Source organism: Pyxidicoccus caerfyrddinensis, assembly GCF_010894405.1.
Lineage (GTDB): Bacteria > Myxococcota > Myxococcia > Myxococcales > Myxococcaceae > Myxococcus > Myxococcus caerfyrddinensis.
Genome location: NZ_JAAIYA010000007.1, coordinates 412,636 through 426,127 on the forward strand (window position 1 = coordinate 412,636; position 13,492 = coordinate 426,127).

Consider the following 13,492-nt stretch of genomic DNA (forward strand, 5'->3'; position numbering starts at 1 on the left):
GTCGCTGCGCAATCTCCTGCCCTCAGGGGTTCTTCTCGGCGAGACACGTTCATTGCCATGAGAGGGAAGCCGTGAGGCAACATTGGATGGGAATGCTGTGGGCGCTGGCGCTCGGGCTGCTGAGCGCATGCGGGCCCGGGGTGAAGGGCTGGCTGGGCCCCCAGCCACAGTTGGAAGCCGTGACCACGACGTTCGAAAACGTGGACGGCACGACGGTTCGGGTGCAGGTGAGAGGCTCGCGGTTCACCGACGCCTGCGCCGTGTATTGGAAGGACCGGGCACTGCCGACCACCTTCGTGAGCGCCGCGGAGCTGACCGCCGTGCTGTCGGTGACGACGGACATCTGGTCGGACGAAGTCGTAGATGAAGTCACCGTGCGGAGTGCGCAGGGAGCCTCGTCCTCGGCCAGGTCGCTGCCCTATCCCAGGCAGGAACTCCTCTCCATCAGCCCGGAGGCACTCCCAGCGAAGCCCGAGGGGCCTGTCCGTTTGACGGTGACGGGCCGCAACTTCGTCATCGGCACCCAGGCCGAGTTCGAGCAGAGCACCTATCCCACGACGGTCCGGAGCACCGACACGCTGGAGGTGGAGATCCCGGCCGCTGCACTGCAAGACCTCGGGAGCGCTTCGCTCCAGCTCAGTTCGCCCTGGCCCATCTGCGGAGGAGGCGGAGGCATCTGTGGATTCATCTTCAGCGACATCCATATCCTCCCGGTGGTTCCCTCCGGACTGTGCCAGGACGTCACCTGCAACCAGCCTCCGGCCTCCACCTGTCTCGACGCCACCACGGTGCAGCAGTACGTCTCGCCCGGCACCTGCGCTCCGTCCACCGGAACGTGCAACTACTCCCCTCAAACGGTGGCGTGCGCCGGCGAGTCGGTATGCCAGGCAGGGGCGTGCGTCAACCTGTGCCAGGACGTCACCTGCAACCAGCCTCCAGCCTCCACCTGTCTCGACGCCACCACGGTGCAGCAGTACGTCTCGCCCGGCACCTGCGCTCCGTCCACCGGAACGTGCAGCTACTCCCCCCAAACGGTGGCGTGCGCCGGCGAGTCGGTATGCCAGGCGGGGGCGTGCGTCAACCTGTGCCAGGACGTCACCTGCAACCAGCCTCCGGCCTCCACCTGTCTCGATGCCACCACGGTGCAGCAGTACGTCTCGCCCGGCACCTGCGCTCCGTCCACCGGAACGTGCAGCTACTCCCCCCAAACGGTGGCGTGCGCCGGCGGGCACACCTGCGTGAACGGAAGCTGTGCGACGAACAGCCCGCCATGGAGCCAGGCCCACCCGTCCACCGTCCCCTCCATACGCAGAGGCTCCGCGATGGTCTACGACCCGGCCCGTCAGCGCGTCGTCCTCTTCGGGGGGTTCGACGTGCAGCTTGCTCAGCCCCTCAACGACACCTGGGAGTGGGACGGCACGAATTGGGAGCAGAAAGCTCCCGCCGCGGCTCCCAGGTCACGCGCCTACCACGCGCTGGCGTACGACTCGACCCGTCAGCGCGTTGTCCTCTTCGGAGGGTCTCGAGAGAGCGACCTGTTGGACGACACCTGGGAGTGGGACGGCACGAACTGGGTGCAGGCATCTCCCAGCAATCCTCCGTACGCACGCGACCGCCACGCGCTGGCGTACGACTCGGCCCGTCAGCGCGTTGTCCTCTTCGGGGGGCAGAGGTTCAGCGTCCCGGTGGGCGACACCTGGGAGTGGGACGGCACGAGCTGGGTTCAGATATTTCCCGCCACTGCGCCTGGCGCTCGCCAGGGCCACGCCCTGGCGTACGACTCAGCCCGTCAGCGCGTTGTCCTCTTCGGAGGGTCGGAGAGAAAGAGCGTCAGCGAGTTCGTCGTGCTCAACGACACCTGGGAGTGGGACGGCACGAACTGGGCGCGGAAAGCTCCCGCTGCTGCTCCTGGCGTTCGCACGGGCCACGCCCTGGCGTACGACTCGGCCCGTCAACGTGTCGTCCTCTTCGGAGGGTCAGGGACGGAAAGATACTGGGACGACACCTGGGAGTGGGACGGCACGAATTGGGAGCAGAAAGCTCCCGCCGCTGCTCCTGGCGCGCGCAGGAACCCCGCGCTGGCGTACGACTCGGCCCGTCAGCGCGTCGTCCTCTTCGGGGGAATGGAGAGGAAGAGCGCCAACGTGTACGTCGATCTCAACGACACCTGGGAGTGGGCCCCCCAAGGCTCCTCTGACTGAAGTTTGAGCAGAGGCCCACGTGGTGTCACCGAATGGCACCACGCGGGCCTGCGCTGAAGCAGATTCGCTCTGACTGGCGGCGAGCATGCCGGTTAACGCTTCTTCATACACGCGCAACACCAGGGACAGCCGGGGACGGCAGTCTCCCGCTCATTCCTGGAGCGCGAAGGCGCTCCCGACCGAAAGAGCGACCTCATGACACTGGCAACGATGCGGGCCCCCTGCCGCGAGCCCATGGTGTTCGGCTACGCGCTGGACACCCCTGCTGGCGACAGCAGCGCCGCTGATGCCCCTCACCCTCAAAGCCCTGGAGCGGCAGGGCGTCTTCGCCAGCCGCCCCCTGTACGCGGCCTACCCCTGCTCGGTGTGGCCGGCCACCATCCGCATGCTGGCGGGCACCACCCTGCCCCACCTGGAGCGCGACGAGGCGGAGTACGCCCTGGGCCACGCCTTCGCCGCACGATTCATCCAGGCGCGCATGGGCACGGTGCTCCAGGGCTTCGCCCAGGTGGTGGGCACCGAGCAGATGCTGCTGCGCCTGTCTCGCACGCTGCGCTCCACCAACAACTTCCTCGACGTCTCCGTGCGTCCCCACGGCGACGAGGGCGGCTGGGAGCTGCGGCTGCACCCGGTGCTCGAATTCACCCACCACCCGCGCCGCCTGGCGGACCCACCCCACTTCGCGCGGGGCCTGCTCACCTACGCCTTCCAGCACGGCGGAGCCCCCACCGCGCGGCTGACCCTCGCCGACCACGACGAGGGCCGCGCCCTCACCACCTTCCACGTGGGCCTGTAGGGCCCGACGCGCGCGGACGGGTCGACTCCGCGACTCGCTGGCTCGAGTGGGTCCTGACCATGGGAGGCGCGCTCCCCGCCACGAGCAGCGCCGTCCCGGACACGGTGCGGACCCTCCAGCCGTGGAGGCCCACCATGGGGCACGGGCTTCCGGCTCAGGGATGGGCAGCGTCCACCATCCGCTGGATTTCCTCGAAGTGCCCGAGCACGTGCGCGAGCGCGTGCTCCGACACGAAGTCGAGCCCCTCCATCGCGCCCGCCGCTGCTTCGGCGGCCCGCGCGAACATGCGCGCCTCGTAGGCCGCCACCGCGCGACTCCAGTCGGAATCCTCGACGAGCCCCAGCGCCAATTCCGCCGCATCCAGCATGGCCATGTTCACGCCCTCGCCGGAGAATGGCGGCATGACATGCGCCGCGTCTCCCAGCAGCGTCACGCCCGGCCGGTGCGTCCACCGGTGCCCCACCGGGAGCGCGATGATGGGTCGCGGGACGATGGTGTCATTGCACACGTCGATGAACCGGAGCAGCGAAGGCGACCACCCGGCGAAGCGCGCCTTGAGCGTCTCGCGAGCACGCCTGGGGGAGGACAGGTCCACCCCGCCCTGCTGGAGCCAGTCCTCGGCCACGCGGAACATGAGGTAGACGCGGACGTGCGCGTTGCTGCTGCGCTGCGCGATGAGGCTCAGGCAGTCGCCGACCACGGAAACCTTGCCACGAGGGATGAGTGCGGCGATGTCGGGATGCCGCGCGTCCACATCGTCGATGCTCAGCTCGACGAACAACACCCCCGTGTAGCGAGGCTCCTCATCCGACACGAGCGGTCGCACCCTGGACCGCGCACCGTCCGCGCCCACCACGAGGTCGAACTCCCCGAGCGAGCCGCGGGCACCCACGACGCGATGGCGCCCATCCGGCAAGGGCTCCACCGCGCGCACCTTGCTTCCCCACCGAATCGTCTCCGGCGGCAGGCTGTCGAGCAGGAGCGTGCGCAGGTGCTCGCGGTCAATCTCGGGCCGGTCACCGTCCAGGTCTCCGCCCAGGGAGAAGCGCAGCGTCCCCTGGTCGTCGTAGAGCGCGTCGCCCTGGTCCTCGTAGCGCGCGAGCGCCTTGAACCCCGCTTCGAGCCCGGCGTGGCGCAGCGCGACCAGGGCCGAGTCCGCGTGCAGGTCCAGCGAGCCGCCCTGCGGGCGCGACAGCCGGTGCTCGTCCAGCTCGAACACCGTGGAGCCGATGCCCCGCGTCGCCAGGATTCGCGCGAGCGTCAGCCCTCCCGGCCCTCCACCCACGATTCCAATGCGCTTTCCAGTTTGCATAGGCCCCTTACTAATAATAAATAGGTACCTATGCAATCGGATCGAAAGCCACGCGCCTGGAACCCCGAAGCCACGTCGGCGTATTGGATCAACCGAGCGTCGCGGCTGCTCATGCGCCTCCATGAGGCACGCCTGCGCCCGCTGGGTTTCGGCATGAGCCAGCTTCCCGTGCTGATCGCGCTCGAGGACGGAGGAGCGCTGTCGCAGAAGACACTCGCGGAGTTGGCGCGCGTGGAGCAGCCGACGATGGCGGAGATGCTCGCGCGCATGGAGCGCGACGGCGTCATCCGGCGCGAACCCAACCCGGAGGACAAGCGAGGGAGCCTCACCTCGCTCACCTCCCAGTCCCGCGCCCGGATTGCCGAGGCGAAAGCGGCGCTGCTGCGAGGAGAGGACGAGGCGACCGCGGGCTTCACACAGCAGGAGAAGGCACTCCTGCGCGAGTTCCTGCAGCGCGTCGTCCGGAACCTTGAAGCAGAGGGTTGACGCCATCCCGACAGGGTCTCCACCGGGCAGGGCATTGGCGGAAACCGGCTGGAGCCTTCCCGTGACGCCCCACCCGCGCGTCACGGTGGGCCTGGGCTTCAATCTCACCTATGACAGCGCCCCGCCCGCGACGGTGCCGACACCGGACACGCAGCTGCGGACCACCGTCGGAGTGAAGTTCTAGCGAGGAACATCTCCACCATGATGACCCCACCTGTCCCCACGCCCATCGCCCTCCTCGGCGGCGGCAAGCTGGCCGAGGCCCTCATCCGGGGCCTGCTCCGCTCCGGCCAGGTGCGCCCGTCCGACCTGCGCGTCACCGTGCGCCGGACCGAGCGCGGCGAGGAGCTGCGCTCCCGCCACGGCGTGCACGTCCTCACCGACAACGCCCAGGCGGTGCGCGGCGCGGCGGTGGTCCTGCTCTCGGTACGCCAGGCCCAGATGGCGGAGCTGATGGCGGTCATCGCCCCCGCGCTGGAGGAGGGCCAGGTCGTCGTGTCGCTGGCCGCGGACGTGCAGCTGGAGCAGCTGGAAGCGGCGCTGCCATCCCGGGTCGCCGTCCTGCGCGCCATGCCCAACACCCCCGTGGGCGTGGGCGAGGGCGTGACGCCGCTCACCGAGGGCACCCGGGGAACGGAAGCCGCGAGGAGGGCGGCGGAGGCGCTGTTCGCGGCGACGGGCCGGGCGCTGTGGGTCTCCGAGGCCGAGCTCACGGTCTGCACGGGCGTGTCCGGCACGGGGCCCGCGTATGTGTTCCGCTTCGTGGAGGCGCTGGCCCGGGCCGCGCGGGACCACGGGATGGAGGCCTCGGAGGCGGAGGCGCTGGCGCGGGGCACGCTCATCGGCGCGGCGAAGCTGCTGGCCGAACCGGGCGCCACCACGGCGAAGCTCATCGCCGAGGTGGCGACCCCGGGTGGCATCACCGAGGCGGGCCTCGTCGCGCTGGAGACCCATGGCCTCTCCCGCGCCGTGGGCGAGGCCGTGTCCGTCGCCATCCAGCGCGCGAAGGAGCGCGCGGACGCCTCCGCCCGTCACGCCAGCGCCGTCACCACCGCGCCGAAGTGACGCCGAGGCTCCCCGCAGCGGCGAGGCCGAGCGAGGAGGAGGCACCCGCGGCAGCGGCAGCAGGGGTGGGCACGCGCAGGAGGCGTCAGCGCGCACCGAGGCTTGTTCACCCATGTGGACGTGGGTCACGATCGGGTCCTCGTCGTAGACGACCACGAGTCGATGCACCTCGGGGCCGAGCGCCTTTACCTTGTCGAGGCCGCGCTGCACGATGCCGATCCGCCCTATACGTGCCACGCCCTCTGCTCCCGATGCCCCCTTCGACCTTCTCCTTCGTTGGTCACTCGCTGCTCCGGCTCGAGGGCCACGAGCTCGGGCCCGTCGACTTCGGCGCCGACGCCGAGGTCCCCTGCGTGCACGTCACGGCGGGAGCCGGCACCCTCCTCTCGATGGCCGGCCAGGAGGTGTGGACCTCCCGGGACGGCGTGGCGTGGACGGCGTTGGTCGGATGACCTGCGGCCACGTCGCCTGCCCGAGCCCGGACAGAGGAGGAGGCACCAGCGGCAGCGGCAGCAGGGGTGGGCGAGCTCACGTGCCTTTCGCTACAGCTCGTCCTTGTCCATCTTCACCCAGACCCCCGCCTGGTATTTCTCCCAGTAGCCCTTCGTCTTGTCGAAGCGCTGCAGGTTGCGGATGGGAGTCCCTCCGGGCGGCTGAATCTGCACCTCGCCCGCCATCTTGCAGTCGCGCAGCCCGAGCAACGGGGACTGCGGGTTCAACTGGAACCGGTAGACGACGTTGCCGAAGCCGCTGGCGACGGCATAGTCGAGCGCGACGGAGACGAACTGGCTGGGTGGCTCGTCGCTGCTGGAGGTGGCGAGCATCTGCAGCGACAGGCTCGTGGCGTCACGCTGGGAGGTATTCACCTGGGGTCCATAGGACGCCCAGAACTCGGCGGGAGTCCCCGTCCAGCGACTCAGGCGCCGCTCCGACTTGGAGGTCAGCTGCCCCGCGGTGAGCTTGGCCTCCTCTCCGCCGATGGTCGCCGCCCGGTAGCCCCACGTGTCGGGGTCGGTGACGTCGACGCGGGTGGCCCAGCCGTCCCCACCGCTGAAGCTGGAGAGCTTCGTCCGGGTCGTCGTCCCCAGGTCGCTCCGGGCGAGCGTCTGACTGACGAGGGTGTCGATGTCCGCCTTGCCGCGGCAGCCAGCCGCCAGCGCCTGGTTCACGGTGACGACCTGGGGTGGAGGCGTCGCCGTCGCCCTGCAGACCTGCGTTTCGACGACCTCGCCCGTCAGCCACAGGAAGGCGTACTCCGTCTTCAGTTGGTTGCCGGCGTGGCAGAAGTGCGGGTCTCGGCTGCACCAGGGAATGCAGAAGGGACAGTAGCCTTTGGCAATCCAGTTGCAACTACCTCCGCAGGGGCTCTGGCCGTCGTCGCCGCAGGCCCACGCGTTGGCCGGCAGCAGCGCCAGCACCATCAATGACAGGAGTCCGATGAGCTTGCTCATGGCGTCTCCCACTCCTACAGGCACTTCGCGGGCTGGCCCGCGGCCACCACCTGGCCACCGGGGCCCGGGGTGAAGGTGAAATGCCTGTCGGGGTCGATGTTGATGTCCAGCCGGGTGCCGGTGTTGTAATAAAATTCCCAGGCTTGGTTATCGAAGCGAATCTCCGCCCGCCACACGGGGTTGGCGCAACCCGAGGTGTTGCCGCGGGGGTCGATGCTGAGGATGCCGTAGTCGTTGATGAGGATGCCGGCCATGGTCATGGCCTTGAGGGCGCCGGAGTTGGAGGAGCCGAAGGTGGGCACGTGAAAGCTGAACATCACGTGCTTGTCCGTGTTGTTGGTGACCGTGCCCAGCTCCCACTGGCCCTGTGCGGGAGGCGGCACGTACAATTCGTCCCACGTCATGGTGAAGGTTCCATTGGCCTGGCCATTGAACGAGACCGTCTTGTTCGTCGCGTTCACCGTCATCTGCCAGAGGTAGCGTGCGCCCGACTTGTCCCAGCGCTTGATGGACTTGCCGTTGGAGTCATAGGCAATCACAGCCATGCCCACCCGGTTGTCGATGTAGCTGAACGCCCAGTAGACGTAGCCGTTGCGCAACAGCACCGGGCATGTCGGGCTGGACTCGAAGGTGTTCGGCCCCGTGAAGCAGACGCGCTTGAGGTCGGAGGGAATGGCCAGGACGCTCGTCGCGGGCTCCGCGCCCACCACGGGCGAGGCCTGGGCCCAGGCGGGCGAGGCCTGGAGAACGGGCAGCAGCAGTGACAGCGCCAGCACGAGATTGAAGTGCGGTTTCATCAGCGTCTCTCGAATGTGTGAGTGGTTGCCTTGGGTGGTGCGCCGCTGCCCGACGCAAGCGGTGTGCCACGAAGGACTCCCAGGTGTTGGCGCGAAATCCTGGCGCACGGAACGTGCTCCCGGGACGCGCCCGCGTGCGCGGCGGACGCGGCGCACGCCTGTACCGCACCGGATGGATGAGACACCCGGTTGGCCTGCAAGGACTTACTTCAGATGGCCTGGCGCACCGCTTCGCCGCGCGCCCGCACGGACTGACGCTGCCGCTGCGCTCACAGCGTGCTCGGCGCCTTCGCCTTGTAATCCGCACGCATCTCGCGCAGTCCCTCTTCGCGCGTCATCCGGCCCTCGTAGCCCAATTCCTGGCGGGCCTTCGCGTCGCTCACCGTCACCTCGCGCCCCACCAGCAACAGCTCGGCGCGGGTGAGGGGCGGCCGGCTGCTCAGGTGCAGCGCGCCCCACAGGAAGTCGCCCACGGTGGCCATCGTCGCCGCCAGGCCATACGGCACCGTGCGCGTGCCCGCGTCCACGTGCTGCGTCTGCAGCATCTCGGTGATGAAGTCGCGGAACACCACCGGCTCGCCGTCGGTGAGGAAGTACGCCTGGCCTCCGCGGCCCTTCTCCGCCGCCAGCAACATGCCCTCCACGCAGTTGGACACGTGGCAGGTGGAGGACAGGTAGCGCCCGCCGCTGAACCATGCGAAGCGCTTCGCCTTCACCGCGTCGATGATTTCCGGCAGCAGCGAGGTGTCGCCCTTCCCCCAGATGAAGCGCGGGCGCACCGCCACGGTGACGAAGTCCGCGGAGCTGACGCTCAGCACCCGCTTCTCCGCCTCGGCCTTGGTGGAGGGGTAGTTGCCGATGGGCCGCTCCGGAATCGGCCAGGTCTCGTTCACCTGCACGAGCGGCGTGCCGTCCACCAGCACCGCCTCCGTGCTGACGTGGACCAGCCGCTTCACGCCCGCCGCGCGCGCCGCCTCCAGCACCCGCTCCGTGCCACGCACGTTGGCCTCGTAGAACTCCTCGCGAGGCCCCCACCCCTTCACGTACGCCGCCGCGTGGAAGACGGTGTCGCAGCCCTCCATGCCGGCCTTCAGCTTGTCCGCGTCGGACAGGTCTCCCTCGAAGGGCTCGGCGCCGGACTCGGTCACCGCCGCCACGGAGGACGGCGAGCGCGCCAGCGCACGCACCGAGTCCCCGCGCGCCTTCAGCGCCGCGATGAGGTTCCTGCCCACGAAGCCCGAACCGCCGGTGACGAACGCCCGCATGGACCGCTCCCTGTCATGAAGTCCCGGCGCTCCTAGCACCACCCGAGTCCAACGGGGTAGCCGACGGCTGGACGCGCCGTTGCACCCTACCGGGCACTCTGCCGTCGCCCGAACGCCTCCGCGAACCACGCGCCGTACACCGTCCCCACGGTCGACACATAGGGCCGGAACCCCCGGAGGCCGTACTTGATCAGGCGCAGGGCGGTGCGATGCGGGCGGGCCATCTCGACCACGCGCACGCGGCGGTCGAGGAAGTCCCCCCAGGAGTGCGGCCCCGCATACAGGTGGCGGTCGTCCAGGGTGAACTGGCAGATGCTGAGGTCGGTGAAGGCCATCTGGTTGCGCAGCGGGACGCCCTCGCGGAAGAGCGACGGGAGGTGCACCAGTTGGAGCGTATGTCCCTCGGGCGAGTGGAACTGCAGCACGTACATCTCGCTGCCGTCCGAGAAGCGCCGGAGCCGGGGCAGCTCCTGCCCGGGCGTGACGCGGTTTTCGTCGCTGACACATCGGGCGTGCGCATCGCGGCCGAGCGCCGTTCCCACCAGCCACTGCCCCAGGTTGGCGTACGCCCTCCCCCTGCATGGCTTGTAGCCGCTCTCCAGCATGCGCCGCGCCGTCCGCTCGAAGGCAGCGACCGAAGCGCAGAACAAATCGTAGTCACCGCTGTCCCGCCCGCCGCGCATCTCCCCGCTGAGCCACCTGAGCACTCGGCCGCCGAGCAACCAGGTGTCCTCCGCCAGGAGGTGGGCGTGGGGCATCTCCCCCAACCCGAGGATGCGGCGCACCTCGGAGATGGGAATGGGCGCTCCCGCCTCGAGCAGGGGACGCAGTTCCTTCTCCTCGGTGGACGTGAGTTGACGGGCCATGAGCGGACGGGACAATACCATGCCGCGGAGACCCCAAGCCGGCCCCAGGTGGCCTCCGCCAGCGGAGGACGGACTGGCCGTGTGGCGTCCTTCGTGACAGCCATCACCGTGGCCTTGCGGCCCTTGGTGCCGCCCGGCGATGCTAGGCCCCCCGCAAGGACTTCCTTCGGATGGCCTGACTCTCGCGCCCCGACTCCAACACCGCACATTCCGACGAAGGACCCCGATCCATGATGGAAGTAGAAGACGTGACGCTGGTGGGCATGACGGAGGACATGGACGTCAATGCCACCCTCTACGGTTTCGTCGGGCTGGCGCAGATGGCCTTCCCGGGCCGCGTCCTCTCGTACTTCATGGTGGGCAGCCAGGCCACGAGCGAGGCCGTGGGGGCCAGCGACATCGACGTCGTCATGGTCTTCAAGGACCGGTTCCACGAGAGGGAGCAGGAGCGCTTCGAGCACTTCCGCCGCTACGTCGGCCCGCTGTGCCGGATGCCGCTGGACGTCACCGCGACGGAGGAAGCGCGGCTGCTCGAGGATGGGGAGGTGAACCTCAAGGAGTCCTCCCTGCTGCTGATGGGCGAGGACATCCGGGAGCGCATCCCCCTGATGCCCAAGGACAAGTGGCTGCGCTACTGCATGCACCGTCCCTTCATCTTCATGGAGCGCAGCCGCGCGCACGCCGACGATGAGCCGCTTCGCCATCCGTTCTCCTTCCCGGACGCCCAGGGCGAGTTCTACGGCTACGACCACCGCGAGCACGTGGAGGCGGACGGCACCCGGCACCGCAGCATCAAGGAACTCGTCACGCTCGCCTGCCGACTGGCCACGGCGCTGGTGTCACTGCAGGCGGGGGCCTACACCTTCTCCAAGCGCTCGGCCATCGAGGCCCACCGGCAGCTCATCAACGACGAGTGGACGTCGCTGTTCGAGGAGATCTACGCGTGCCGCACGCGCGGGGGCTACCGGGTGCCCGCCGAGCCGAAGGAGCGCGAGCACCTGCGCGCGCTGTGCGCCCGCATGCTGGAGGCGGAGAACCACTTCCTGGGCCTCTACAAGGACTACCTGCTGGCCGAGCTGCGGCGCGGCGAGATGCGCGACCGGGTGATGGCCGCCCGGCGGCTGGGGCTCATCCTCTACGCCGGAGACGAGGTCCTCACCGCGCTGCGTGAGCAGGCGGCCACGGCCGAGGAACCCCTGCGCGAGGAGGCCCGGGAGGCCATCTCCCGCCTCGAGAAACACGGCGCCCCCGTGCGCCCCGCGGCCTGAGCCGAATCACCTCTTGATATGGACCGCAGGCCGGTCCCCACACCCCAGCCGTTCCGAGAGAAACACCGATGTCCGAGCCGACGCTGTACCTGAAGCAGAACGTCATCACCGAGCCGCTGTACAACCAGTGGTACGCGTGGTGGTACCTGGTGTCCCCGATGACGGCGCCACTCTTCGTGGCCAACCTCCATGTGAAGATCATGGAGTCGTTCGTGGCCAACCCGGCCATCCACGTGGCGGCCCTCAAGAGCCCGGCGCTCCGCGGCGGCCCCTACCTCAACTACGGCGTGGACCGGGTGGAGGGCGTCAAGGCGCTGCTGGAGCGCACCCTGCGCGAGGAGGCCCTGTCGCTCAAGTACGCCCAGGCGATGCTGGACCTGGACAAGCTGCTGGCCAGCGCGGAGGGCTTCTCGCTGGAGGAGCTGTACCCGCGGGTGCCGGACCTGCTGCGCGGCTACGTGGAGCTGACGTACGACCTGAACAACCGCGCCTCACCGCGCTTCTTCGAGTCGCTGCTCTACCTCAGCCCCTTCCACCGCGAGTCCTCGCAGAGCCTGTCCATGCGGCTCATCCACGGCGACGCGCGCCCGTATGTGTTCAGCACGCCGCGGCTGGACACGGACGACGGCAGCCTTATCGTCAAGACGCCCTTCCGCAACGAGGCGATTGATCAGCTCTTCGCCATGCGGCGCACGCCCGGGCCGGTGGGGCCGGTGCGCGAGGCGCTGGGCGTCGAGGCCAAGGACCACGAGACGTTCTCCACCTTCTTCACGGACCAGCCGCCGCGCCCGGCCCCCAGATATGACGGCGAGGGCGTGCGCATCCGCTACTTCGGCCACGCGTGCGTGCTCATCGAGACGCGCGAGGTCAGCATCCTGACGGACCCCGTCATCAGCTACGACTTCCCCTCGGAGCTGCCGCGCTACACCTACGCGGACCTGCCCGAGCACATCGACTACGTCCTCATCACCCACGGACATGCCGACCACCTGATGTTCGAGCCGCTGCTCCAGCTGCGCCACCGCATCGGCACCCTCGTGGTGCCGGCCAGCAGCGGCGGCGGGCTGGTGGACCCCTCGCTCAAGCTGATGTTGCAGAACACCGGCTTCCGCAACGTGGTGGCCCTCAGCGAGATGGAGACCCTGCCGCTGCCGGGCGGACGGCTCATCGGCCTGCCCTTCATTGGCGAGCACGGCGACCTGAACATCCAGGCGAAGATTGCCCACCTCGTCCAGCTCGGGGGCAAGTCGCTGCTGATGGCCGCGGACTCCAACGCGCTCGAGCCGCACCTGTACGAGCACCTCCACCGGGCGGTGGGCAACATCGACGTGATGTTCCTGGGCATGGAGTCCGAGGGCGGCCCGCTCAGCTGGATGTACGGCCCGCTGCTGCCCACCCCGCTGTCGCGCAAGATGGACCAGTCCCGGCGGCTCAACGGCTCCAACGCCGTGCGGGCCATCGAAATCGTCCAGCGGCTCAAGCCCCAGCAGGTCTTCATCTACGCCATGGGTCAGGAACCCTGGCTGGGCCATGTGATGGTGATGGGCTACCACGAGAACTCGCCGCAGCTCGTCGAGTCTCGCAAGCTCATGGAGTACTGCCGCGGCCAGGGCATCACCACCGGCCTGCCGTACGGCCAGGCGGAGTTCTTCCTGCGCTGAAGGACCTCGGCGTGCGCGCCGGGCTCGCGTCCAGCCGCTGCGGGTACCACTCCTGCGAAGTGCGAATTCGAGCCCTCCTTGCGGATGAAACCGCATGGGGGGTCGATGCCGTATTTGCGGGGCAGCTCCGCCTTTTCTCTTCCTGAGAAAAGCTGAAAGCGCGCCCCGTGCAGCTCGACGGCAGGCAGCCAACCTTGCACCGAGCTAGCAAATTTTTCAGGTATTGCTGGAAACAATACATTCGTTTAAATCAACAGACATCTTCGTGCCGTCGCGCCGCCCGTTCCAGGCGGGGCCGGCACCGTCGTCTCGAGGCCCCCCGAC

The 13,492-nt window shown here is 68.8% G+C and carries 13 protein-coding genes; 8 read left to right on the top strand and 5 right to left on the bottom strand.

The genetic code is table 11. The features are described 5' to 3' along the window. The first annotated feature begins 86 nt into the window (after positions 1-86). Together G4D86_RS52150 and G4D86_RS19410 are read left to right on the top strand one after the other, a co-directional pair. Positions 87-2,201: a Kelch repeat-containing protein gene (locus G4D86_RS52150; RefSeq protein WP_205519636.1), complete on the top strand. Its 2,115-nt coding sequence runs from the start codon at positions 87-89 to the stop codon at positions 2,199-2,201. 286 nt (positions 2,202-2,487) lie between these two features. Next, positions 2,488-2,997, top strand: coding sequence for a DUF2378 family protein (locus G4D86_RS19410; RefSeq protein WP_163995461.1), 510 nt, complete (start codon positions 2,488-2,490; stop codon positions 2,995-2,997). A gap of 154 nt (positions 2,998-3,151) precedes the next feature. On the opposite strand, the gene G4D86_RS19415 is transcribed toward G4D86_RS19410, so the two are convergent. Beyond that, entirely contained in the window at positions 3,152-4,309 is a 1,158-nt protein-coding gene (locus G4D86_RS19415; RefSeq protein WP_163995462.1) for an FAD-dependent oxidoreductase, read from the bottom strand. Positions 4,310-4,462: 153 nt separating this feature from the next. Between G4D86_RS19415 and G4D86_RS19420 the strand changes: the two genes are divergently transcribed. From G4D86_RS19420 to G4D86_RS19435, 4 genes are all read left to right on the top strand, one after another. Continuing rightward, complete coding sequence (locus tag G4D86_RS19420; RefSeq protein ID WP_240360343.1) at positions 4,463-4,795, top strand: MarR family winged helix-turn-helix transcriptional regulator; 333 nt, start codon at positions 4,463-4,465, stop codon at positions 4,793-4,795. 61 nt (positions 4,796-4,856) lie between these two features. Further along, on the top strand, positions 4,857-4,979 hold the full coding sequence (locus G4D86_RS52955; RefSeq protein WP_240360344.1) for a DUF481 domain-containing protein: 123 nt from the start codon (positions 4,857-4,859) through the stop codon (positions 4,977-4,979). A gap of 17 nt (positions 4,980-4,996) precedes the next feature. Then, positions 4,997-5,860 (top strand): pyrroline-5-carboxylate reductase, encoded by an 864-nt coding sequence (gene proC, locus G4D86_RS19430; protein WP_163995464.1) that lies wholly within the window; start codon positions 4,997-4,999, stop codon positions 5,858-5,860. A 251-nt stretch (positions 5,861-6,111) separates the two neighbouring features. After that, a complete protein-coding gene (locus G4D86_RS19435; protein ID WP_163995465.1) occupies positions 6,112-6,312 on the top strand; it encodes a hypothetical protein in 201 nt (66 codons plus the stop codon). A 90-nt stretch (positions 6,313-6,402) separates the two neighbouring features. On the opposite strand, the gene G4D86_RS19440 is transcribed toward G4D86_RS19435, so the two are convergent. The 4 genes from G4D86_RS19440 to G4D86_RS19455 form a co-directional block, all read right to left on the bottom strand. After that, on the bottom strand, positions 6,403-7,311 hold the full coding sequence (locus G4D86_RS19440; RefSeq protein WP_163995466.1) for a hypothetical protein: 909 nt from the start codon (positions 7,309-7,311) through the stop codon (positions 6,403-6,405). Positions 7,312-7,325: 14 nt separating this feature from the next. Continuing rightward, positions 7,326-8,108, bottom strand: a complete 783-nt coding sequence (locus G4D86_RS19445) for a hypothetical protein (RefSeq protein WP_163995467.1) — start codon at positions 8,106-8,108, stop codon at positions 7,326-7,328. Between the two features lie 269 nt (positions 8,109-8,377). Then, positions 8,378-9,373, bottom strand: a complete 996-nt coding sequence (locus G4D86_RS19450) for an NAD-dependent epimerase/dehydratase family protein (protein ID WP_163995468.1) — start codon at positions 9,371-9,373, stop codon at positions 8,378-8,380. An 86-nt stretch (positions 9,374-9,459) separates the two neighbouring features. Beyond that, the gene (locus G4D86_RS19455; RefSeq protein ID WP_163995469.1) at positions 9,460-10,239 is read right to left on the bottom strand and encodes a Gabija anti-defense Gad2 family protein; all 780 of its coding nucleotides are present in this window, start codon (positions 10,237-10,239) and stop codon (positions 9,460-9,462) included. A gap of 230 nt (positions 10,240-10,469) precedes the next feature. On the opposite strand from G4D86_RS19455, the gene G4D86_RS19460 reads away from it, so the two are divergent. Together G4D86_RS19460 and G4D86_RS19465 are read left to right on the top strand one after the other, a co-directional pair. Further along, positions 10,470-11,507 (top strand): nucleotidyltransferase domain-containing protein, encoded by a 1,038-nt coding sequence (locus G4D86_RS19460; RefSeq protein ID WP_163995470.1) that lies wholly within the window; start codon positions 10,470-10,472, stop codon positions 11,505-11,507. 68 nt (positions 11,508-11,575) lie between these two features. Beyond that, complete coding sequence (locus tag G4D86_RS19465) at positions 11,576-13,168, top strand: MBL fold metallo-hydrolase (RefSeq protein ID WP_163995471.1); 1,593 nt, start codon at positions 11,576-11,578, stop codon at positions 13,166-13,168. The last annotated feature ends 324 nt before the right edge of the window (positions 13,169-13,492 follow it).